Raw genomic sequence first — 23,837 nt, forward strand, 5'->3', positions numbered from 1 at the left:
TAAGCTGCGGGTTCGCTCCTCCCACCGCAAAGGAAAGTCCATGTCCACCTCCGCTCCCCGCCGCGCCCTGGTCGTTATCGATGTGCAGAACGAATACATCAGCGGCAACTTCAAGATTGAATATCCAGACCCGCAATCGTCGCTGGCGCAGATCGGCAAGGCGATGGACGCGGCGCGCGCCCACGACATCCCGATCGCCATGGTGCAGCACGTGCTGCCGCCCGACGCGCCGATCTTCGCCAAGGGCGGCTTCGGCGTGGCCCTGCACCCGGTGGTGGGCGAACGGCCGTACGACAAGCTGATCACCAAGGACTTGCCATCGACCTTCGCCGGCACCGACTTCGGCCAGTGGCTCAAGGAAAAGCATATCGATACCGTGGTGATCGTCGGCTACATGACGCACAACTGCAACGACTCGACCATACGCCAGGCCATGCACGAGGGCTACGCGGTGGAGTTCCTGCACGACGCGGCCGGCTCACTGCCGTACCGCAACCGCATGGGCATGGCGACGGCGGCGGAAATCCACCGCGTCGAATGCATCGTCCTGGAGTCGTCGTTCGCGGCCGTGATCAGCACCGACGAATGGATCGCCAGCCTCGCCACCGGCAAGCCGGCGGCGCGCGACAACATTTATTTGTCGAACCAGCGCGCGGTGCTGGAACGCGCCTAGACGACAGAGCCCAGCTTGAAGATCGGCAGGTACATGGCCACCACCAGCCCGCCGATCAGCACGCCCAGGATGACCATGATGGCCGGTTCCATCAGGCTCGACAGCGAGGCCACGGCGTCGTCGACTTCCTCTTCATAGAAGTCGGCCACCTTGGCCAGCATGGCGTCGAGCGAGCCGGATTCCTCGCCGATGGAGACCATCTGCGTGACCATGTTGGGGAACACGTCGGCGTTCTGCATCGCCACCGTCAGGCTGGTGCCGGTGCTGACTTCGGTCTGGATCTTGCGCGTGGCATCGAGATAGACGGCGTTGCCGGCGGCGCCGCCCACCGAGTCGAGCGACTCCACCAGCGGCACGCCGGCCGCGAACATGGTCGACAGCGTGCGGGTCCAGCGCGCCACCGTGGCTTTGCGGATCACGTCGCCGAAGATCGGCAAGCGCAGCAGCAGCTTGTCCATGAAGCGCTGCATCTGCAAGGAGCGCTGCCAGGCGCGGAAGAAGAAGTAGATGGCCGCGAACAGGCCGCCGAAAATCAGCCACCACCAAGTCACGAAGAATTCCGACACCGCCATCACGAACAGGGTGGGCGCCGGCAGGTTGGCGCCGAAGCTGGTGAACACTTCCTTGAAGGCCGGCACCACCCAGATCATGATCACGGCCGTGACGATGAAGGCCACCGCCAGGATCGACACCGGATACATCAGCGCCGACTTGATCTTGGCCTTCATGGCCAGCGTTTTCTCTTTGTAGATCGCCAGCCGGGTCAGCAGGTCTTCCAGGATACCGGCCTGTTCGCCGGCGCCGACCAGGTTGCAGAACAGCGGATCGAAATAGAGCGGGAACTTGCGGAACGCCTGGTTCAGGCTGGTGCCGGTCTCGATATCGGCGCGCAGGTCCATCACCAGCTTGGAGACGGAGGGATTGGCGTGGCCCTTGCCGACGATGTCGAACGATTGCAGCAGCGGCACGCCGGCCTTCATCATGGTGGCCAGCTGGCGGGTGAACAGGGTGATGTCCTTGTCGGACACCTTCTTGCCCGAGCGGTAGGCTTTCTTCTTGACCTTGGTGACCATGATGCCCTGGCGGCGCAGGGTGACGTTGACCACCGCCTCGCCGCCGGCGCGCAGCTCGCCGCGCACGGTCTTGCCGGTTTTATCCTTGCCTTCCCAGGCGAAGACCGATTCCTTGACCTGATTGCCCGATGTTGCCATGATCGTTATCCTATTCGTTGGTACAGCCGAGCACTTCTTCCAGGCTGGTCATGCCGGCCTTGACCTTGACCAGGCCGGACTGGCGCAGCGACTTCACGCCTTCTTCCTCCGACTTGGCGGCGATATCCATGGCGTTGCCGTGGGCCAGGATCAGGGACTCGATGGCGGGCGTGATCGGCATGATCTGGTAGATGCCGACCCGGCCCTTGTAGCCGCCGCCGTTGCAGCGCTCACAGCCGACCGGGCCGTAGGGTTTCCAGCTGCCGTCCAGTTCCTCGGGCTTATAGCCGGCCTTGATCAAAAGTTCGGGAGCGATCTCGACCGGCTGCTTGCAGCTGCACAGGCGGCGTGCCAGGCGCTGGGCGGTAATCAGGATCACCGACGAGGCGATGTTGAACGGCGCCACGCCCATGTTCATCAGGCGCGTCAGCGTGGACGGCGCATCGTTGGTGTGCAGCGTGGAGAACACCATGTGGCCGGTTTGCGCCGCCTTGATGGCGATGTCGGCCGTTTCCAGGTCGCGGATCTCGCCGACCATGATGATGTCCGGGTCCTGGCGCAGGAAGGACTTCAGCGCCACCGGGAAGGTCAGGCCGGCGCGGTCGTTGACGTTGACCTGGTTCACGCCCGGCAGGTTGATCTCGGCCGGGTCTTCGGCGGTGGAGATGTTGATGCCGGGCTTGTTCAGAATGTTGAGGCAGGTGTACAGCGAGACCGTCTTGCCGGAACCGGTCGGGCCGGTCACCAGCACCATGCCGTAGGGGCGCTGAATGGCGTCGAGCAGCATTTCCTTCTGGTCGGGATCGTAGCCGAGGCTGTCGATGCCCATCTGTGCCTGGGTGGCGTCGAGAATCCGCATCACCGTCTTCTCGCCGAACAGGGTGGGCAGGGTCGAGATGCGCAGGTCGATGGTCTTGGTCGGCGAAACGATCAGGCGCATGCGGCCGTCCTGCGGCACGCGCTTTTCCGAGATGTCCAGCTTGGCCAGCACCTTGATGCGCGAGACCAGTTTTTCCTTGATCGAGATGGGCGGCTGGGCATGCTCGATCAGCACGCCGTCGACGCGGAAGCGGATGCGGTAGAACTTTTCAAACGGTTCGAAGTGCAAGTCCGAGGCGCCCATGTTGACGGCGTCCATCAGCATCTTGTTGAGGAAGCGCACCACCGGCGCGTCTTCGACTTCGTTGGCGGCGGCATCGGCGGCGGCCGCGCTGGCGGCGGACGGTTCTTCGTCCTCGGCGAACTGGATGTCGGCCTCGTCGCCGGCCAGGTCGGCGATGCTCTGTTCGCTGCTCTTGTTGAGGCGGGCCAGCAGTTGCAGCAGCGCGTCGTGCGCCACGATCACCGGTTCGACGGTGGATTCGGTCTGGAACTTGATCTGGTCCAGCGCCTGGATATTGGTGGGGTCGGAAATGGCCACCGACATCTTGTTGCCGCGCTTGGCCAAGGCGATCACGCGCTGCGCCTGCATCAGCTTGTTGTCGATGATCTTGGCCGGCAGCGCTTCAATGCTGAGGGCGCTGACATCGATCAGGGGATAGGCGAAGGTTTCGGCGCAGAAGACGGCCAGGGCTTTCGATTCGATTACGCCGCTCGACAGCAACACGTCGATGAAAGCCAGCTTCTCGGCGACGGATTTTTTTTGCAGGCTCTCGGCCTGCGTGGCGGACAGGCGTCCGGCTTGCATCAATGCCCTCGCCAACCCCGGCATTGGGGCGCCTGGCGCTGCGTTAGGAAGGACTGCTGCCATAGTCGCGTCTGTCAGGTTGGAGGAGGGCGATCAGGGAATGATGCTCTCAGGCATTACTTTTGTAAAGCCTTTGTCGCCGACAAGAAACGATTGTACTCCGCTCTGTTGCGTGCGCCCACGCGATTCAGGCCTGGCTGCCGCTCGGGCGACGCAGTTTGACAACTTTAATCGCCTGGTCGTGGACCTGGACCACTTCGATGATGCACTGGTCGACCTTGAGGCTGATCGGTGCGTCTGGAATTTCTTGCAACAATTCCAGCAACATGCCGTTCAGGGTTTTGGGACCGTCGAGCGGGAAGTTCAGGCCGAGGCGCTTGTTGACGTCGCGCAGGGGCGTGGTGCCGTCGAGGATGCATTCGCCGTGGGTGTCCCAGCCGAAGCTTTCGGCCTTGGAGGCGCCGGGGGTGGAGGTGGTGAACTCACCGATCATCTCTTCGATGATGTCGTCCAGCGTGACCAGGCCCTGCACTTCGCCGTATTCGTCGACGATGATGCCCAGGCGTTCCTTGTTCTCCTGGAAGTACTGGAGCTGGGTGAACAGGCGGGTTTCCTGCGGGATGAAATAGGGCTCGGTCAGGAGCGCGCGGAAGTGCTCTGTGGTCAGTTCCTCTTCCTGGTTCAGCAGCGCCACCGCCTTGCGCACGTGCAGGATGCCGACGATGCGGTTGATCTCGCCCTCGTAGACGGGCAGCTTGTTGTGGTAGCAGGTGGTCAGCTCGCGCTTGATTTCCTCGACTGGCGTTTCCAGGTTCAGCGCCTCGATCTGGGAGCGCGGCGTCATGATGTCTTCGACCGAAATGGTTTCCAGGTCCAGCAGGTTGAGCAGGATGGTCTTGTGCTTCTGCGGAATGAAGTTGCCGCCTTCTAGCACGATGGAGCGCAGCTCTTCCGGCGACACGCGCGGATCGTGGGCGTGCGAGCCGGCCGTGATGCCAAACACCTTGAGCAGCAACGACACGAACAAGTTGACGAACCAGATGATCGGCTTGGCCAGCGACATCAGTGGCTTGAGCACCATGCTGGTCGGCTTGGCGATTTTCTCGGGGAAGGTGGCGCCGATCACCTTGGGCGAAATTTCGGCGAACACGATCAGCAGGAAGGCGACGCCGCCGGTGGACAAGGTAATCACGTTATCGTCGTGGCCGAAGGCCTGGATGGCGATCGAGGTCACCAGGGCGGTGGCGGCGGCGTTGAACAGGGTATTGGCGATCAGCACCAGCGACAGCAATTTATCGGTGCGTTCGAGCAGCCACAGGGTAGTGATCGCGCGGCGGTTGCCGCGTTTGGCTTCATGGCGCAGGCGATAGCGATTGGCCGCCATCAAAGCGGTTTCCGCCATCGCGAAGAAGGCCGAGCAGAGGATCAGGATAAAGAGTGCAAGAAATTGCACCCAAAAGGGCACGGTATCCAAGGGTCACCGTAAAGAAACTTGCATGGGGATAGATGTTGGGGCAACAGCTTTGAATTCTAAGGCAATGATGAGTTGCACGCAAGTTTAGCGGTGTTGCCCTACCTTAAGTCGGGGTCAGCTCTGTCATTTGGACACGCAGCACTCTCCTTTGAGATAAATCAATACGCCTGTTTTTACGCCTTTGTCTGTGTGTGCATTTGATTGTATTGAGGCTTCAGCAAAAAGTTCCCAAATGTCCAAATGACAGAGCTGACCCTGAATTGCTGCTAGAACAGTTCGTCCAGTTGCTCGAAAAAGGTGCGCTTGGCGGAATCGTCTTGTCGGTCCAGGTTGGCCAGGAAAGCGTTAGCGGCTTTGGTGGAGATGTCTTCGCGCAGGTTGCGGTGGAGGAAGGCGATGTCCAGCCAGCGGTCGGCTTTGCCGGCGCGGCCGAGGTCGATGAAGTGGAGTTCGTCTTTGGCATCGACGAAGATGTTGCTGTCGCCGAGGTCGCCGTGCGAGAAGACCAGGTCTTCTGGCGGAATGGTGGCGTGCAGGCGGGCCAGCAGGTCTTGCGGTGTGCTCAGGCCTGGCCATTCGTCGAAGTCGTAGTCTTCGTCGATCAGGCCGTGGCTGACCAGGTATTCCAGCTCGCGCAGGCGGACGGCGGCGCCGGAGTCGAATGGGCAGTCGGCGATGGAGACCGACTGTATTTGCCGTAGCGCTTCGCGGCAGAGTTCCAGGACTGGGCGCTTGGCTTCGACTAACGTGGACAGCGGCACGCCGGGTACGGCGCGCGTGATCATGTATTCGCGTTCCTCGTCCTGCGCGGTGAGGATCAACTCGGGCACGCGCAGCTTGCCGGAGAGCCATTGCACCACGCTTGCTTCGCGCAACACGCTGTAGGTTGTGTCGGCGTAGATCGCCGGCGACGTTTTCAAAAAATAAAGTTCGTTCGCGCGCCGGAAGCTGTGCACTTCGCACGGCGATTCGCCGATTTCATCGCGCTGCAGGGCTGCGTCTGCAATAAAATTTTTGATCGGGCCTTGCATGGGATGTGGTCTATTTGCATAGCAGCAGCGCGTGCGCCGCGATCGGGGCACCGTTTTCCTGCCTCGCTTCCATCGCTTGCGTGGCGAGGATCCGGAAGCCGTGGTCGGCGGCCAGCCGTCGCAGGTACTCCAGCGAGTGGGCGTAGCGGTTGGTGGGGCGCAGCACGTAGTCGGCGCCATCGCCCGCTTCGACCGAGAAGCAGAAGCGGCCGCCCGGACGCAGCGCAGAGTGCACTGCGCTGAATACCGGTGCGAGGTCGCCGATGTAGACGAAGACGTCGGCGGCTACCGCCAAGTCCCATGCCGTCGGACGTTGGTTCAGATAGGTGAGCAAATCGGCGCAGGCCAGGCTGTCGTACACGGCGCGCTCGGCCGCCTTGTCCAGCATCTGCTGCGACAGGTCGACGCCGTGCAGCCGTTGCGAGTAGGCGCGCAAATAGGGACCGCACAAGCCGGTGCCGCAGCCCAGGTCCACCGTCGCCAGCTCGCTTGATGGCGCCACGTGGCGGATCAGCGCGTCCAGCACGGCCGGCGTTCTGTAGCCCAGCACTTCGGTCAGATGCTGGTCGAAGTGGTTGGCGTATTGGTCGAACAGCGAGCGCACGTAGTCGTTCGGCAGCGCGGCCGGTGTTTCGCCTTCGCCCACCGAGGCCAGTGCGAAGGCGATGGTTTCCGGATTGTCGCCATGCGCCAGCGCGGCGCGGTAGGCGGCGATGGCTTCCTCGCGCAAGTCCAGCGAACGCAGGGCGTTGCCGCGATGGTAGTGGGCCAGCGCGTAGTCGGGCCGGTGCTTCAGCGCCTGATTATAGCTGTCCACGGCCGCGCCAAACTCGCCCAGTCGGTGCAGCGCCATGCCTTGCGCGACATAAGCCTCGGCCCAGTCGGGACGCAAGTGGATGGCTCGGTCGAAGCTCTCCACCGCTTCCGGCAGATAGCGCAGACAATGCAGGGCGTTGCCGCGCGCCAGCCAGGCGTCGGCGTAGCGGTCCTTGAGATGGAGCGCATCCTCGGCCGCTCCCAGCGCGTCCAGATAGCGGCCCATGTCCTGCAGGACGATGGCGCGGTTGCAGTGGGCTTCGGCATATTGCGGCTGGATCTGCAGCGCGCGCTGGTAGCTGTCCAGCGCTTCATCCAGCCGCGCCAGCCGACGCAGGGCGTTGCCGCGATTGCTCCAGGCCAGCGCATAAGAAGGGTTAATCGCCAGCGCGCGTTCATGGCTGGCCAGCGCCTCTTCGGCGCGGCCGGCGTCGAGCAGGGCCACGCCGAGGTTGCAGTGGGGCGGCGCCTGCGTGCTGTCGACCGCCAGCGCGCGCGAAATCAGGCCGATGGCGCCGGCCGCGTCACCCTGCTGGCGCGCGATCACGCCCAGCAGGTGCAGCGCGTCGAATCGATGCGGGTCTAGTTCCAGAACCTGCCGGTACAGCGCCTGCGCCGGTTCCAGCCGTCCTTGCTGATGCAGTCCGACGGCTTGTTGAAGTAAGGATGCGGCCAAGGATTCAGTCATAGTGCCCGCATCTTATCAGATCAACTACCCCGATAAGTGGAGTAGGCCCAGGGCGACACCACCAGCGGCACGTGGTAATTCTGGTCCGCATGGGCGACGCCAAAGGCCAGCGTTACCTCATCGATAAAGCGCGGTTCCGGCAGTGCCACGCCCTGGGCGGCGAAATATTCGCCGGCGCTGAACACCAGTTCATATTTGCCCTGTTTCAGTGCGTCGCCCTCCAGCAGCGGCGTGGAGCAGCGGCCGTCGGCGTTGGTGACGTCGCTCTTCAGCAGTTGCCGGCCCTGCGCGTGCACCGCATAGAGAGCCACTTTGACGCCGGCGCCCGGCTTGCCCTGCGTGATGTCGAGAACGTGCGTACTGAGTTTGCCCATGATTGGTCCTATATTTGCTTGTAACAGGTATCTATTGTCTAAATCATATACTGCCACGCACGCAGGCATATATGATTAGAGATATATTCCCCATAGACTTGCCAGCGCCATGACCACTTACGACAATTATCCGCGCGACATGATCGGCTACGGCCCGAAGCCGCCGCACGCCCAGTGGCCCAACCAGGCCCGCATAGCCCTGCAATTCGTGCTGAATTACGAAGAGGGTGGCGAAAACAACGTGCTGCACGGCGACGCCGGTTCCGAGACCTTCCTGTCCGAGATCATCGGCGCGGCCTCGTTCAGCAACCGCCACATGAGCATGGAGTCGCTGTACGAATATGGTTCGCGCGCCGGTTTATGGCGTTTGCTGCGCATGTTCGAGGAGCGCAAGCTGCCGCTGACCATCTTTGGCGTGTCGATGGCGCTGAAGCGGCATCCGGAGGCGGTGGCCGCATTCAAGGATCTGGGTCACGAAATCGCCTGCCACGGCCTGCGCTGGATCACCTATCAAAACATGGACGAAGCCACCGAGCGCGCCCACATGAAGGAGGCGGTCGACATCATCCGCGAGCTGACCGGCAGCGCGCCGCAAGGCTGGTACACCGGCCGCGATTCGCCGCAGACCCGCAAGCTGGTGATGGAACACGGCGGCTTCCGTTACGACTCCGATCACTACGGCGACGACCTGCCGTTCTGGCAGAAGGTCGATTACACGGACAAGGAAGGCCGCGCCACCAGCGCGCCGCAACTGATCCTGCCGTACACGCTGGATACCAACGACATGCGTTTCGCCGCCGCCCAGGGCTTCAACTCCGGCACGCAGTTCTTCGATTACCTGAAGGATGCCTTCGACACGCTGTATGCCGAGGGCGATCCGAACGGCTTGAACCAGCCGAAGATGCTGAACATCGGCCTGCACTGCCGCATCGTCGGCCGTCCGGCGCGCGCGGCGTCGCTGGCGCGCTTCCTCGACTACGTGCAGCAGCACGACAACGTCTGGATCACGCGCCGCATCGATATCGCCGAACACTGGCGCAAAGTTCACCCATTTGCAGATTGAGATTGTGATGTCCGAACCGATTCGTTTTTACTTCCGTGGCGCGGTACAAGAGATCCACGACGCCGCACCTACCCGCACCGTGCTCCAGCACCTGCGCGAGGATCTGCATTGCACCGGCACCAAGGAAGGCTGCGCCGAAGGCGATTGCGGCGCCTGCACGGTGGTGGTGGGCAGCCTGAATGCCAGCGGCCAGCTGGAGATGAAGGCGGTGAACTCCTGTATCCAGTTCGCGCCCACGCTGGACGGCAAGGCGCTGTTCACGGTCGAGGACATGCAGCAGCCGGACGGCGCGCTGCATCCGGTGCAGCAGGCGATGGTGGAATGCCACGGTTCGCAATGCGGTTTCTGCACGCCCGGTTTCGTGATGTCCCTGTGGGGCATGTATCTGGATAAAGACGGCAAGCCGGCGCAGCGCAAGGAGATCGACGACTGCCTGTCCGGTAACCTGTGTCGCTGCACCGGCTACCGCCCGATCATCGATGCGGCTCACCGCATGACCGAACTGCCGAAAGTAGACTTCGACCGCGAGGAACTCACGCGCCAGCTGCAAGCCTTGCAGCGTGATGCCGGCGCAACCTACACGGCGCGCGGCCGCTCCTTCCACGCGCCGCGCACGCTGGATGAATTGGTGGCGCTGCGCGCAGCCCATCCGCAGGCGACGCTGTTGGCCGGCTCCACCGACATCGGCCTGTGGGTCACCAAGCAGATGCGCGAGCTGGGCGACATCATCTACCTCGGCCACGTCACCGCGCTGCAGTCCGTGCAGCAGAAGGGCGGCATGCTGGAAATCGGCGCAGGCGTATCGCTGAACGATGCGTACGCCGCGCTGTGCGAGCTGTATCCGGCGCAGCTGGGCGAGATGTGGCAGCGGTTTGCTTCGCTGCCGATCCGTAACGCCGGCACGCTGGGCGGCAACGTCGCCAACGGTTCGCCGATTGGCGATTCGATGCCGTGGATGATCGCGCTGGGCAGCGAAGTGGTGCTGCAAGCCCCGTCCGGTCAGCGCGTGCTGGCGCTGGAGGCCTTCTATCTCGATTATCAGAAAAAGGATCTGCAGGCCGATGAATTCGTGGCCGCCGTGCGCGTGCCGCTGCCGCGCGCGGACGTGCAGTTCCGTACCTATAAACTGGCCAAGCGCTTTGACCAGGACATCTCGGCCGTGTGCGCGGCGTTCGCCTTCACGCTGGATGGCGACAAGGTGGTCGATGCACGCATCGCGTTCGGTGGCATGGCGGCGACGCCGCGCCGCGCGCCACGCGCCGAAGCGGTGTTGACCGGCTTGGGCTGGAACGAAACCAATCTGCGCGTGGCGATGGACTTGCTGGCGCAGGACTTTGCACCGTTGTCGGACATGCGCGCGTCGAGCACTTACCGCATGCAGACGGCGCAGAACCTGTTGCGCCGCTTCTGGCTGGAGACGCGCGCCGATGCGCCGCTTGCGGCCGATGCCGTCAACGCTTTCGCTTGCCGCGCTTGAAAGGAGGCATCATGAATCAACCCGTTGCTCCCACCGCGATTGCGGAATCGGCGTGGAAAGCCGTCGGCGTCGCGCGTCCGCATGAATCGGCCGAGCTGCATGTGCTGGGCCAGGCCACTTACACCGACGATATCCCCGAACTGCAAGGCACGCTGCATGCGGCGCTGGGCCTGTCGTCGAAAGCGCATGCGCGCATCACCGCGATGGATCTGGAAGAAGTGCGCAGCGCGCCGGGCGTGGTGGCGGTGTACACCGCCGCCGATATCGTCGGCACCAATGACTGCGGCCCGATCATCCACGATGATCCTATCCTGTGCGAGGGTGAGGTGATGTATGTCGGCCAGCCGGTCTTCATCGTGGTGGCGGATACGCATGACAATGCACGCCGCGCCGCGCGCAAGGCGGCGGTGACGTATGAGGAGCTGCCTGCCATCTTCACGCCGCAGGAAGCCAAGGCCGCCAATTCCTACGTGCTGCCGCCAATGCAGCTGAAGCGCGGCGATTACCAGGCAGCCTTCGACATGGCGCCGCGCGTGGTGAAGGGCCAGCTGTTTGTCGGCGGCCAGGAGCAGTTCTACCTTGAAGGCCAGATCGCCTGCGCGATTCCGAAGGAAGACAACGGCATGCTGGTGCAGTGCTCAACGCAGCACCCGAGCGAGATGCAGCACGTGGTGGCGCATGCCATCGGGGTGCATTCGCACAAGGTGCAGGTGGAGTGCCGCCGCATGGGTGGTGGCTTCGGCGGCAAGGAGTCGCAGTCGGCCTTGTGGGCGGCGGCGGCGGGTATTGCTGCGGCCAAGTTGCGCCGTCCGGTCAAGCTGCGCGCTGATCGCGATGACGACATGCTGGTCACCGGCAAGCGTCACTGCTTCTTCTATGAGTATGAAGTCGGTTACGACGACAACGGCAAGATCCTTGCGGCCAAGGTCGACATGACTTTGCGCGCCGGCTATTCGGCGGATTTGTCCGGTCCCGTGGCGACGCGCGCGGTGTGCCACTTCGATAATACCTACTATCTGTCGGACGTGGATATCCGCGCCAGCTGCGGCAAGACCAATACGCAGTCGAATACGGCTTTCCGTGGCTTCGGCGGCCCGCAGGGGGCGATTGCGATCGAGTACGTGATCGATGAGATCGCGCGCAATCTGGGGCGTGATGCGCTGGATATCCGTCGTCTGAATTTCTATGGCACCACGGAGCGCAATGTCACGCCTTACGGTCAAGAGGTGGTCGACAATGTGATTGAGGCGTTGACGGCGGAGCTGGAGCAGACCAGCGAATACCGTGCGCGCCGCTCTGCTATCGCTGCGTATAACGCATCCAGCCCGGTGTTGAAGAAAGGCCTGGCGCTGACGCCGCTGAAGTTTGGCATCGCCTTCAATGTGACGCACTTGAACCAGGCGGGCGCGCTGGTGCATGTGTATGTGGATGGTTCGGTGCTGGTCAATCACGGCGGCACGGAGATGGGGCAGGGCATCAACACCAAGGTGATGCAGGTGGTGGCGCATGAACTGGGCGTGGACATGACCCATGTGCGCGCGACAGCGACCGATACCAGCAAGGTGTCGAATACCTCGGCGACGGCAGCATCCACCGGCGCGGACTTGAACGGCAAGGCGGCACAGGATGCGGCGCGGCAGATACGCGAGCGTCTCGCTGCGTATGCGGTCAAGCTGTACGGCGATGAGGATGGCCAGCCGGTGCGCTTCTTCGACAACCATGTGCACGTCAACGGCCACAAGGTGGCGTTCCCGGAGCTGGTGCAGAAGGCTTATCTGGCGCGGGTGCAGTTGTGGTCCGACGGTTTCTATGCCACGCCGGGCTTGCATTGGGATCCGAAGACCATGAATGGTCATCCGTTCTCCTACTATGCCTATGGCGCGGCGGTGTCCGAGGTGGTGGTCGATACCTTGACCGGCGAGTGGAAGCTGTTGCGCGCGGATGCCTTGTATGACGCGGGGCGTTCGCTGAATCCTGCCATCGATATTGGTCAGGTGGAGGGCGCTTTCATCCAGGGCATGGGCTGGTTGACGACGGAGCAGTTGTGGTGGAATGCGGCGGGCAAGTTGATGACGCATGCGCCGTCCACTTACAAGATTCCGGGGATCTCGGATTGTCCCGAGGACTTCCGCGTGCAGCTGTTCGACAACGGCAATGTGGAGGACAGCATTCATCGTTCCAAGGCTGTGGGCGAGCCGCCGTTGCTGTTGCCGTTCTCGGTGTTCTTTGCGATTCGCGATGCGATTTCGGCGGTGGGCGGGCATCGTGTGAATCCGCCGTTGAATGCGCCGGCCACCAGTGAAGAGATTTTGCGGGCGGTGTCCGCAGTGGAAATGGCGGCGTGATGAATGAGTGGCTGACAGCGCAGGTGTCGGAACCGGCGGTGCTTGTGACCGTGGCGATCGTGGAGGGCTCCGGCCCGCGCGAGCCCGGCGCCAGGATGCTGGTGACGGCGCGCGGCCAGCACGATACGATCGGTGGCGGACATCTGGAAATGTGCGCCATCGACCTGGCGCGCGAAATGCTGGAGAGCGCGGCCAGCGAGCGCGTGGCTGCGGACGCCGCGCCTGCGATCGGCGTTACGCGCGCCCGGCTGGAGCGATACGCGCTCGGGCCGACGCTGGGGCAGTGTTGCGGCGGCGTTGTGCACCTGGCGTTCGAAGTAGTCGACGCGGCGCTGGCCGCCGTGCTGGTGAGCCTCCGCGCGCGCCGCCGTGACGACAGTTGGCGGCTCAGCGCCATCGATGGCGAGCCGATATCGTTGCTGCTGGACGCATGCGGCGCGGTGGTCGCTGGCTCCGGGCATGGCGTGGCCGTCGCTAACGCAGGCTGTGCGCGCAATGGCGCGCGCAGCGTCGGCGATGCTTTCGGCCCGGCATTCCCACAGGTGGACCGCGCGCGCGGCACGCACATCCTGCGCGACACGGCTGGCCGTCGCTGGCTTGTCGATCCTTGCCTGGCGCCGCGTGCGCATCTGGTGCTGTTTGGCGCCGGCCACGTGGGCGCGGCCATCGTGCGCATGTTGGGCGAGCTGCCGTGCACCGTCACCTGGGTCGATGAGCGTGAAGACATGTTCCCTGCCAGCCTCCCGGCCAACGTCACCATGGAAGCCACCGACATGCCGGAAGCCGCAGTGGCCGACGCACCCGCCGGCGCCAGCTACCTCGTCATGACCCACAGCCACGCCCTCGATCAGCGACTGTGCGAAGCCATCCTCGCCCGTGAGGACGCTGGCTGGTTTGGCCTGATCGGCTCCCACACCAAGCGCGTGCAGTTCGAACGCCGCATGGCCACGCGCGGCCTGCCGCAGGACCGCATCGACAACATGGTCTGCCCCATCGGCCTGCCGGGCATCTCCAGTAAACTGCCCGCCGCCATCGCCGCCTCCGTGTGCGCGCAACTGCTGATGGTGTGGGAAGCGCAGCAGATCGCCGCGCTTAGCGTCGATGCCGCAGCCGCACCTGAGCGGCTGGTCGCCGTCCGCTAATATTCGAATTCAAGCTTAAGAAAGACCTTATGACCTCCAACCTGCAAGCCTACCGTGGCAGCTTGCTGCACTTCCTCGCCGATCCGGCCTTCAGCGACCAATCCCACGACTGGCATGAAGACGGCCTGCTGATCGTCGAAGATGGCAAAGTACGCGCCGCAGGCGACTACGCCGCGCTGCACGCCACGCTGCCGCCGGGGACCGTGGTGCACGACTACAGCGGCAAGCTGCTGATGCCCGGCTTTGTCGACACCCACATCCACTACCCTCAGACCGACATCATCGCCTCGCCGTCGGAAGGCCTGCTGCCTTGGCTGGAGACCTACACCTTCCCCTCCGAGCGCCAGTTCGAGGACGGCCGGCACGCTGCCGAGGTGGCGGACTTCTTCCTCGACGAGCTGCTACGTTGCGGCACCACCACCGCCATGGTCTACTGCACCGTGCACCCGCAATCGGTGGACGCCTTCTTCGCCGCCAGCGAACAGCGCGGCCTGCGCATGGTCGCTGGCAAGGTGATGATGGACCGGAACTGCCCCGACTTCCTGCGCGACACCGCCGAATCGAGCGCGCGCGACACCGAAGCCCTGATCCAGCGCTGGCACAAGCGCGGCCGCTCGCTGTACGCCATCACGCCGCGCTTCGCGCCCACGTCCACGGAAGAACAGCTGCACCTGGCCGGCGAACTGGCGCGCGCTTATCCGGACACCTTCATCCAGACCCACGTGTCGGAGAACGAAGCCGAATGTTCGTGGGTGCGTGAGCTGTTCCCCAACTCGCGCAGCTACATCGACGTCTACGACAGCTACGGCATGATGCGTCCGCGCGCCATGTACGGCCACTGCATCTGGCTCAATGAACGCGACCGCCAGCGCATGGCCGAAACGCAGTCCGCCGCCGCCATCTGCCCGACCTCCAACCTGTTCCTCGGCAGCGGCCTGTTCGACTTCGAGCGCGCCGACCAAGCGGGCGTGCTACTCTCGCTGGCGACCGACGTCGGCGGCGGCACTTCCTTCTCCATGTTGCAAACGATGAATGAAGCCTATAAAGTAGCGCGCTTGAAGGGCAGTTACCTGCCGGCCTTGCGCATGTTTTACCTGGCCACGCTGGGCGCCGCGCGCAGCATGCAGCTGGAAGGCACGATCGGCAATTTCAGCCAGGGTGCGGAGGCGGATTTTATCGTCATCGATCCGCAGGCCACGCCGCTGCTGCAGCGCCGGACCTCGCGCAGCGGCAGCCTGGAAGAACTGCTGTTCGCACTGGCGCTGCTGGGCGACGACCGCGCCATCGCCGCCACCTATGCCGCCGGCAAGCAGGTACATGCGCGTGAAACGACTTAATTAAGGAATCACTTAGATGAAGAACAACATCAAAGCCGTTGCCCTGGCCGCCGCCGTGTTCTGCGCCATGCCGCACGCGCAGGCCGCCAACGCCAACGAGGAGGCCACCAAGCGCCACCTCGCCGCGCTGCTGGCGCCGGGCAAAGATCCGAAACTGGCCGAGCTGACGATGTTCTTCACGCTGATGCCCAAGGGCGGCGATCTCCATCATCACTACTCCGGCGCGATCTACGCCGAGCAGTACCTGGAATGGGTGGACAAGGAAGGCTACTGCGTCAACAAGGGCAGCTACACCATCGAGAAGGCCAAGCCGGCCGGCACCTGTGTGTCCGGCCAGGACGTCATGAACGACAATACCCTGCTGGCCAACCTTCTGCAGCGCTGGTCGGACAAGGACTTCTACAACCACAGCGCCATCCAGTCGCCGCCGGACCGTCAGTTCTTCGACACCTTCGCCTATTTCGGCCCGGTGTCGTCGACCAATACCGCCGACGGCCTGCAACGCCTGAAGCAGCGCGCCATCCAGGAAAACCTGAGCTACATCGAAACCATCTTCGAGATCGCGCCGATCGGCCAGGACCTGGACTTCGACAAGAAAGCCAGCAGCGGCGGCGTGACCGAAGCCGACTTCGCCGCCTTGAGCGCCAAGCTGGATCACGACCAGGCCTTCCAGGGCTGGATCGGCGCCTACCTGCAAAACGTGAAAACCGCCGGCGCCGGCATCGACGACGCCAACTTCACGCTGCGCTACCAGCCGTTCGCGCTGCGCTTCCTGTCGCCGTCTCAGGTGTACTCGCAGATCGTGTCCAGCTTCAAGCTGGCCACCAGCAGCCCGCAGATCGTCGGCGTCAACATCGTCGGCCAGGAAAGCGTCAACGTGTCGATGCGCGACTACGCGCTGCACATGCAGATGTTTAAATACCTCAAGTCCAAATACCCACAGGTGAAACTGGCGCTGCACGCCGGCGAGCTGGCGCTGGGCATGGTGCCGCCGGAAGGCCTGACCTTCCATATCAAGGATGCGATCGACGTCGCCGGCGCCAGCCGCATCGGCCACGGCATGGATATCGCCCATGAGAGCAATCCGCTGGCCATCATGAAAAAAATGCGTGATCAGAAGATCGCGGTCGAGGTGAACCTGAGCAGCAACGACTTCATCCTGGGCATCAAGGACCAGGCGCACCCGGTCACCTTGTTCCGCAAATACGGCGTGCCGTATGTGTTGTCGACCGACGATGCCGGCGTGTCGCGCAATAACCTGTCGGGCGAGTACGTGCTGTACGCCGCGCGTTATCAGCCCGACTACGCGGAAGTGAAGAAGCTGTCGTACGACAGTATTCGTTATTCTTTCCTGGCTGATGTGGATAAACAACGACTTTTAAAAGCCCTGGATGGAAAATTCGCCAAATTTGAGGCGGATATCGCTGGCGCGCCGGTCCAGAACAAACGTTAATCTTTATCTCACCTTCAGCAAAGCCGGCGCTTTCCCCCGCCGGCTTTTCTTTTTGATAAAGTTGTGTTGCTTTTTCTGTCGCGGTTTTACTACATTTCTGAGAAATCATTCTAAATGTTGTCATGAACAAAATTCATTGACCGCGTAAGCTTTTATAATTCCGCCCATTCTCGCCTCTGCTGTTGTCTGAACTTGTTAAATAGTCAGCATTCCACGTTCATTTATATCTTTTTCCACTTAATTGCTTAGTAAAAACGTATTTGTCGCGGGTGTATGACCATGCAATAGTTATAGTCAGTTAGAGTAAATTGACAACTTTTATTGTCATACTGCGGTCATTTAGCTCAGATAAACTCTCACGTTGGTGCAGAGGTAAAACAGCTCTTCACATCAGATTTCGTTAGTTATTCACAGTTTTCACATAACACTCTTAAGGGGTTTTCAATGCAATCCAAACAATCTCCGGTCTTGCGCTTGAGCGTAATCGCCGTGGCGGCCCATCTGACTGCTCTGGCGGCCGGTTCCGCTTTTGCACAAGAGGCCGAAGCACCGGCCGCAGCGCCAGCCAAGTCCGAAGTGGTCATTACCGGTAAAAAACTCGGTATGGGCCTGATGGTGACGGAAGACGCGCCAAAAGCACGTTCGACCATCACCTCGGAAGAATTGGAAAAGCAGCGTCCAACCGGCAATGCTTATGAAGCCCTGGAGATGCTGCCAGCGGTCAACAGCTACAACTACGATGCGACCGGCCTGTTCGGCGGCGGCATGACCCTGCGCGGCTTCAACTCCGACCAGATCGGCGCCACCATCAACGGCGTGCCAGTGAATGACTCGGGTAACTTCGCCATCTACCCACAAGAATACGTTGACCAGGAAAACACCTGCTCGCAGTTCGTGACCCAGGGTTCGACCGACGTCGACTCGCCGCAAGTTGGCGCCACCGGCGGTAACTTCGGCATCAGCACCTGTGCACCGGAGAAGATCCAGCGCGTGCGCGCCATGCAGACCTTCGGTCAGTTGAACATGAACAAGACCTTCCTGCGCTACGACACCGGCGCGATCCTGGACGGCAAATTCACGGCCTTCATCTCCGCTTCGCACGCTGAAGCCGACAAGTGGAAGGGCAAGGGCGAAGCCAATCGTAACCACATCGACTTCGGTGCGAACTACGACTGGGACCGCTTCAACTACATCCACGCGACCATCCTGTACAACAAGGCCGTCAACAACAACATCAACAACCTGACCCTGGCCGAGATCAACGCCAACGGTTACTACTTCGACTACGCCGACACCTTCAAGGGTCACCTGACCCCGGTCAAGGGCACCGCGCAAGTGGAAACCACCCAGTCGCCGGCGTACTACGGCCTGGGCGTTAACCCGTTCAAGAACATCGTCGCTTCGGCAGTCAGCAAGTTCCGCCTGACCGAGAACCTGGACGTGGCCTTCACCCCATACATGTGGTACGGCTTCGGCAACGGCGGCGTGCAGCAGCGCGCCCAGTCGGAAAAAGGTTTCTACAACCCGGCCACCGGCAAGCGTGACCAGGCTGTCGACCTGAACGGCGACGGCGACACCCTGGACACGGTCTTGGTAGCCAACGCCAGCGTGACCCGCACCGTGCGTCCTGGCGCCAACCTGGCGTTCATCTACAACCTGGAAAACCACGAAATCAAGACCGGCGTATGGTGGGAACGCGCTCGTCACGAGCAGACCGGTCCGATGCTGGCCCTGGGCAACGACGGTAACCGCGCCGACGTTTGGCTGCAAGACGGCCAAATCCTGCGTCCGGACGGCCATGCCGCCAACAGCCGCGACTGGATCTCGATCTCGACCGCCTACCAGGCCTTCCTGCAAGACACCATCAGCCTGATGGACGACAAAGTAAAGATCAACGTCGGCGTGCGCACTCCGCACATCGAGCGTGACTTCACCAACTTCGGCGACGAAGCCAACAACGTCAAGCCTTACAGCTACAAGCTGAACTACAGCGAAGTGCTGCCGCAGTTCGGCGCGCGCTACCGCATCACCAACGACGACCAGGTCTTCACCTCGGTGGCCAAGAACATGAAGGCGCCGCCTAACTTCGTGTTCGGCAATATCGGCACCAGCGTGGTCGTGGATCCTGCCACCCTGAATCCGACGACCTTCGTTGACGTGACCCCGGAAACCTCGTGGAGCAGCGACCTGGGCTACCGTCACCAGGACAACAAGTTCATCGCCACCGTGACCGCGTTCTACACGGACTTCAAGAACAAGCAAGCCACCGCGTTCGATCCTGACACCGGTCGCAGCTTCTACCGCAACATCGGCCGTGAGAAGCATAGCGGTCTGGAGATCGAACTGGGTAACACCCCGATCAACGGCTGGGCATTCTACGGTTCGCTGGGCTTCCTGAAGTCGGAACTGAAAGACAACCTGCGTGGCAGCGCCACCGTGATCCTGCCGACCGCCGGCAAGGAAGCACCAAACGCACCAGCCCGCAAGGCCGGTCTGTCGGTGGAATACCAGGATGGTCCATTCTGGGTCCGCGTGAAGGCCCGTGCAACCAGCAAGCAGTACGCTTCGCTGCTGAACGACGAAGTCGCGCCTGGCTACACCACCTACGGTCTGGACGGCGGCTACACCTTCGCCAACTTCGGCTGGCTGAAGCGTCCTAAGCTGACCGTCAACGTCAGCAACCTGACCGACAAGCAGTACCGCAACCCGTCGTCGACCACCGTGGTCAACTCGCTGCCGTACCAGGGCGTGGCCGCTTCCGGCGCCACCCGCTACTACCTGGGCGCACCACGCTTCGCGTCGGTGACCCTGTCGGTAGACATCTAATCGACCTTCCCGGACGGGCCTGACGGCCCGTTCATGGATGGACGTAACACACCCTATAAGTTGCAAGGCTTATAGGGTGTTTTTCATGGAAAGCGCCTTTTGTAACGTACTATTTACCGCGCTGCGAGCGGCGGTTTGGACGTTACAATGGCCGATTCAACACAGGCACTACCGCAATGATTAAACATCCGAGTTCAGTTGCCGGCATCGCGCTGGCCGCTTCGTTGGCGACTGTATTGGCGGGCTGCGCATGGCGCCAGCCGCTGCCGCAAAATTCGAATCTGACCGAGATCCAGCTGGTGACGCTGAACGATTTCCACGGCAATCTCGAAGCGAGCAAGTACACCTGGGACAGCGCCGCCGGCGGCGGTGAGCGCGTGATCCAGGCCGGCGGCATCGACACGCTGGGCGCGGCGCTGCAGGCGTGGCGCAAACAAGATCCCGAGCTGCTGCTGGTCGGCGCCGGCGACTTGATCGGCGCCAGTCCCGCCATCTCCTCGATGTGGGCGGACGAACCGACCATCGGCGCCATGAACTTATTGGGCTTGCGCGCGACCTCGGTCGGCAATCACGAATTCGACCAGGGCCGCATCGAGTTGCTGCGTCAGCAGAAGGGCGGCTGCGTATCGCCGCGCGCCGACAGGGCCTGCAAATTCGAAGGCACTTATCAAGGCGCGCAGTTCCAGTACCTGGCCGCCAACGTCATCGACATGGTGACGCGCAAGCCGGTGCTGCCGGCCTACAAAATCGAGACCGCGCACGGTGTGAAGGTCGGCTTCATCGGCACCGTGCTGCGCGAGGCGGCCGAATCGGCGCTGGCCTCCGGTATCGCCGGCCTGGAGTTCGTCGACGAAGCGGACGCCATCAACCGCCAACTGCCGGAACTGCGCAAGCAGGGCGTGGGCGTGTTCGTCGTGCTGCTGCATCAAGGCGGCCGCACCACCGACAAATTCGACCAGCAGGAATGCGCCAATCTCACAGGCCCGATCACCAACGTGGTCAAGCGCCTGGACCCGGCGATCCGCCTGGTGATCAACGGCCACTCGCACCAGGGCTATCTGTGCAAGGTGGATGGCCGCCTGGTGACGCAGGCCGACATGGGCGGCCACGTCCTGTCGCGCATCAAGCTGACGGTGGACACCGAGACCAACACGGTGCGTGACCTCAGCGCCGCGCAGGAGGTGATGGTGCCGGGCACCTGGCCGGCCGATCCCGCGCTGACAGCCTACCTGAAGAAAAGCCGCGAACGCAGCACCACCGCGCTGGCGCAGCCGATCGCCACGCTGGCCGTGGCTAGCGTGAAGCGCGAAAAGGAAAGCGCGCGCGAATCGGCGCTGGGCGATCTGGTGGCCGATTCCATGCTGCACGCGGGGCGGCCGTTCGGCGCGCAGATCGCGCTGCAGAACCCGGGCGGCATCCGCCAGGATCTGGAAACGGCGGAAGGCAACCGTGTTACGCTCGGCCACGCGATGGCGGTCCTGCCGTTCGGGAACACCATGGTGGCGATGAATTTGCGCGGCGCGCAGATCGTCGATTTGCTGGAGCAGCAGTGGATCGGCGGCCGCGAGGCCAAGCGCGGCCTGCTGCAGGTGTCGGAAGGATTCTGGTACGAGTGGGACCCGGCGCTGCCGGAGGGCAGCCGGGTGCTGCCGGGCAGCGTGAAGCTGAACGGCGTGCCGCTGCAGATGGACAGCAGCTACCGCGTGGTGACCAACAACTTCCTGGCCGAAGGCGGCGACGGCTTCCCGGGCTTCACCAAGGGCAGCAACCGCGCGCCGACCAGCATCCGCGACATCGACGCGCTGACCAGCTATCTGATCAAGCGCGAGCAGGATAAGAAACCCGCCGGCGCCGCCGCGCCGGCCGTGCGCTACAAGAGCGCGCAATAAATAATCGACCAAACAAGCGAATTACAGGAGTGATCATGCGTCGCATACTACTTTCCGTGCTGGTGTCGGCTGCCGTTCTGGCGGCGCCGGCGCGGGCCGAATTTTCCATTCCCGGCTACGAGCTGGTGCAGACCGCACCGGTGGAAACCTCGCTGCACAGCGACGACCTGCGCAGCGCCGTGCAGGTGTGGAGCGAATTGTTCGACAACGCCAAAAGCGAAATCGTCATCGGCCAGTTCTACGCAGTGGTCAAGCCGGGCAGCGCGTTCGAGAAAGTGGTGGAGCGGCTGGAGGCGGCCGGCAAGCGCGGTGTGAAGATCCGCTTCCTGCTCGACCAGAAAGGCGTCGGCCTGTCCGAGCAGCCGACCATCGATCGCCTGAAGGCGATTCCCAACCTGGACTTCCGCGTCCTGGATTTCAACAAGCTGACCGGCAACGGCATCATCCACGCCAAGTACCTGGTGGTGGACGGCGCGACCGCCTTCATCGGCAGCCAGAACTTCGATTGGCGCTCGTTTGAGCACATCCACGAAACCGGCTTGCGCATCAGCGATCCGAAAGTGGTGGCGCAGGTGCTGGCCATCTTCAACCAGGACTGGCGCGCGCAGGCGCTGACTTCGGCCGGCCAGATCGCGCCGGTGCTGAACGTGCGCACGGCGATGGCCGATACCCGCCAGGGCGCCTTCCTTCTGGCTAGTCCCAACCAGTACAACCCGGCGGGCGTGGGTGATTCCGAGACCGGCCTGCCGGCGCTGCTGGCGGAAGCGAAGAGCGAAGTGCGCGTCCAGCTGCTGGACTACGCACCGCTGAGCTATGGCCCGAAAGGCACGCGCCCGTATTACGCGGTGGTCGACAACGCGGTGCGCGCGGCCGCCACGCGTGGCGTCAAGATCAAGCTGATGGTCTCCAACTGGAACCTGGAACAACCGGCGCAGGCGTATCTGAAAAGCCTGGCCATGTTGCCCAATGTGGAGATCCGCGTGGTGACGCTGCCGGTGGCGTCGACCGGTTTCATTCCGTTCGCGCGCGTCATCCACAGCAAGACCATGGTGATCGACGGCCAGGTGGCTTGGGTAGGCACCAGCAACTGGTCCGGCGGTTACTTCGACCTGTCGCGTAATCTGGAAGTGGTGATGCGCAACGAGAAAATGGCGCAGCGGCTGACGGCCATGCAGGAACAGATCTGGAACTCGTCCTACGCACAAGCGCTGGACATCAACAAACAATATCCCAAGCCATCGAAAGGCAGCCCTGAATGAAAAAGCTTGCATGCATCCTCGCGCTGAGCAGCGCGTTTGTCTCCTTTAACGCCCATGCATGGGGTAACGACGGCCACCGCGCGGTCGGTGCGATCGCCGATCAGCTGATCAAGGGCAGCAACGCCGAGAAGCAGGTGCAGGCCTTGCTGCTGCCGGGCGAAAGCCTGGCGAAAGTCGCCTCCTGGGCGGACTGCGTGAAGGGCACATACTGCGGCCCGCAAACGGAGGAGATGGTGGCTTACACCGCCGCCAATCCGAAGCATAGCGAGTACCACTACACCGACGTGCCGTTCCAGCTGTCGCACTATGAAGACAACGGCGTCGGCACGCACGGCCACGACATCGTGCAGACTTCGAAGCAGTGCATCGCGGTGTTGCAGGGGAAGGGCGATGCCACCACCAACCCGCACAACTTCACGCCGCGCCAGGCGCTGCTGATTTTGACGCACCTGAGTGGTGACATTGCGCAGCCGCTGCATGTGGGTGAAGGCTATGTCGGCAAGAACGGCGGCTTCGTGGTGGCGACGCAGAAGCAGCTGGATGACAAGGAAGCGTTTGGTACTTCGGGCGGGAATAATCTGCAGCTGGACGACATCAAGCTGACGGCCAATAGCACGCAGCTGATTCCGGCGGCGCCGGTGGAGGAAAAGCCGGCCACGCCGCCGCGCACGCCGCAGGCCACGCGCGCGTTCCACTCGTACTGGGATACCACGGTGGTGAACTACGCCTTCCGCCGTATCGGCGCGCGCTCGCCGGAGCAGTTCGCGCAGATGGTCATTGCGGAAAATCCTATGGTGGCGCCGAACAGCGGCGATCCGGTGACGTGGCCGTATCAGTGGGCCGACAAGACGCTGGTGGTGGCCAAGCTGGCCTACACCGACGTCACGCCGGGTGCGATGTCGCAGCAGACCAGCAAGACCACGGGTGAGGTGTACAACACCTGGACGCTGATGGTGCCGGACAGTTATCCCGTGCCATCGTCGGCGGCGGCCAGGTCGCAGCTGATTCAGGGCGGCTATCAGCTGGCGGCTGTGCTGAAGGCGATCTGGCCTTGACCCCCAAGCGTATTGGAGTCTGACCCTGCGGGTCAGA

Annotated in this window: 17 protein-coding genes; 11 read left to right on the top strand and 6 right to left on the bottom strand. The window is 62.6% G+C overall.

The window, feature by feature from the left end; translation table 11 throughout:
• Positions 1–40 precede the first annotated feature (40 nt).
• The gene (locus tag ACXZ1M_RS18925) at positions 41–673 is read left to right on the top strand and encodes a cysteine hydrolase family protein (RefSeq protein ID WP_459049189.1); all 633 of its coding nucleotides are present in this window, start codon (positions 41–43) and stop codon (positions 671–673) included.
• Here ACXZ1M_RS18925 and ACXZ1M_RS18930 read toward each other — a convergent pair.
• The 6 genes from ACXZ1M_RS18930 to uraH all read right to left on the bottom strand — a co-directional run bounded on the left by ACXZ1M_RS18930 (position 670) and on the right by uraH (position 7,954).
• Positions 670–1,884: a type II secretion system F family protein gene (locus tag ACXZ1M_RS18930; RefSeq protein ID WP_459049190.1), complete on the bottom strand. Its 1,215-nt coding sequence runs from the start codon at positions 1,882–1,884 to the stop codon at positions 670–672. The two genes, ACXZ1M_RS18925 and ACXZ1M_RS18930, sit on opposite strands and share 4 nt — an antisense overlap.
• Positions 1,885–1,894: 10 nt before the next feature.
• Positions 1,895–3,634 carry a type IV-A pilus assembly ATPase PilB gene (gene pilB, locus ACXZ1M_RS18935; protein WP_459049191.1) on the bottom strand — a complete coding sequence of 580 codons (1,740 nt, stop codon included), beginning with the start codon at positions 3,632–3,634 and terminating at the stop codon, positions 1,895–1,897.
• Positions 3,635–3,758: 124 nt separating this feature from the next.
• On the bottom strand, positions 3,759–5,045 hold the full coding sequence (locus tag ACXZ1M_RS18940; RefSeq protein WP_459049192.1) for an HlyC/CorC family transporter: 1,287 nt from the start codon (positions 5,043–5,045) through the stop codon (positions 3,759–3,761).
• Between the two features lie 266 nt (positions 5,046–5,311).
• Positions 5,312–6,076: an APH(3') family aminoglycoside O-phosphotransferase gene (locus tag ACXZ1M_RS18945; RefSeq protein WP_459049193.1), complete on the bottom strand. Its 765-nt coding sequence runs from the start codon at positions 6,074–6,076 to the stop codon at positions 5,312–5,314.
• 10 nt (positions 6,077–6,086) lie between these two features.
• Positions 6,087–7,580, bottom strand: coding sequence for a tetratricopeptide repeat protein (locus tag ACXZ1M_RS18950; RefSeq protein WP_459049194.1), 1,494 nt, complete (start codon positions 7,578–7,580; stop codon positions 6,087–6,089).
• A 20-nt stretch (positions 7,581–7,600) separates the two neighbouring features.
• The gene (gene uraH / locus ACXZ1M_RS18955) at positions 7,601–7,954 is read right to left on the bottom strand and encodes a hydroxyisourate hydrolase (RefSeq protein WP_459049195.1); all 354 of its coding nucleotides are present in this window, start codon (positions 7,952–7,954) and stop codon (positions 7,601–7,603) included.
• 109 nt (positions 7,955–8,063) lie between these two features.
• Between uraH and puuE the strand changes: the two genes are divergently transcribed.
• The 10 genes from puuE (at position 8,064) to ACXZ1M_RS19005 (ending at position 23,800) form a co-directional block, all read left to right on the top strand.
• Positions 8,064–9,017, top strand: coding sequence for an allantoinase PuuE (puuE, locus tag ACXZ1M_RS18960; RefSeq protein ID WP_459049196.1), 954 nt, complete (start codon positions 8,064–8,066; stop codon positions 9,015–9,017).
• 7 nt (positions 9,018–9,024) lie between these two features.
• Complete coding sequence (gene xdhA, locus ACXZ1M_RS18965; RefSeq protein ID WP_459049197.1) at positions 9,025–10,494, top strand: xanthine dehydrogenase small subunit; 1,470 nt, start codon at positions 9,025–9,027, stop codon at positions 10,492–10,494.
• 11 nt (positions 10,495–10,505) lie between these two features.
• Positions 10,506–12,839, top strand: coding sequence for a xanthine dehydrogenase molybdopterin binding subunit (gene xdhB, locus ACXZ1M_RS18970; protein ID WP_459049198.1), 2,334 nt, complete (start codon positions 10,506–10,508; stop codon positions 12,837–12,839).
• Positions 12,839–13,981, top strand: a complete 1,143-nt coding sequence (xdhC, locus tag ACXZ1M_RS18975) for a xanthine dehydrogenase accessory protein XdhC (protein ID WP_459049199.1) — start codon at positions 12,839–12,841, stop codon at positions 13,979–13,981. The genes xdhB and xdhC overlap by 1 nt, the downstream gene beginning before the upstream one ends.
• A 29-nt stretch (positions 13,982–14,010) precedes the next feature.
• Positions 14,011–15,318, top strand: a complete 1,308-nt coding sequence (gene guaD, locus ACXZ1M_RS18980; protein ID WP_459049200.1) for a guanine deaminase — start codon at positions 14,011–14,013, stop codon at positions 15,316–15,318.
• A 16-nt stretch (positions 15,319–15,334) separates the two neighbouring features.
• Positions 15,335–16,771 carry an adenosine deaminase gene (locus ACXZ1M_RS18985; protein ID WP_459049201.1) on the top strand — a complete coding sequence of 479 codons (1,437 nt, stop codon included), beginning with the start codon at positions 15,335–15,337 and terminating at the stop codon, positions 16,769–16,771.
• Positions 16,772–17,215: 444 nt separating this feature from the next.
• A complete protein-coding gene (locus tag ACXZ1M_RS18990; RefSeq protein WP_459049202.1) occupies positions 17,216–19,597 on the top strand; it encodes a TonB-dependent receptor in 2,382 nt (793 codons plus the stop codon).
• Between the two features lie 176 nt (positions 19,598–19,773).
• Positions 19,774–21,486, top strand: coding sequence for a bifunctional metallophosphatase/5'-nucleotidase (locus ACXZ1M_RS18995; RefSeq protein WP_459049203.1), 1,713 nt, complete (start codon positions 19,774–19,776; stop codon positions 21,484–21,486).
• 35 nt (positions 21,487–21,521) lie between these two features.
• Positions 21,522–22,745: a phospholipase D-like domain-containing protein gene (locus tag ACXZ1M_RS19000; RefSeq protein WP_459049204.1), complete on the top strand. Its 1,224-nt coding sequence runs from the start codon at positions 21,522–21,524 to the stop codon at positions 22,743–22,745.
• A complete protein-coding gene (locus ACXZ1M_RS19005; RefSeq protein ID WP_459049205.1) occupies positions 22,742–23,800 on the top strand; it encodes a S1/P1 nuclease in 1,059 nt (352 codons plus the stop codon). Before ACXZ1M_RS19000 ends, ACXZ1M_RS19005 begins: the two co-directional genes overlap by 4 nt.
• Positions 23,801–23,837 lie beyond the last annotated feature (37 nt).

The sequence above is a fragment of the Duganella paludis genome, assembly GCF_054461335.1.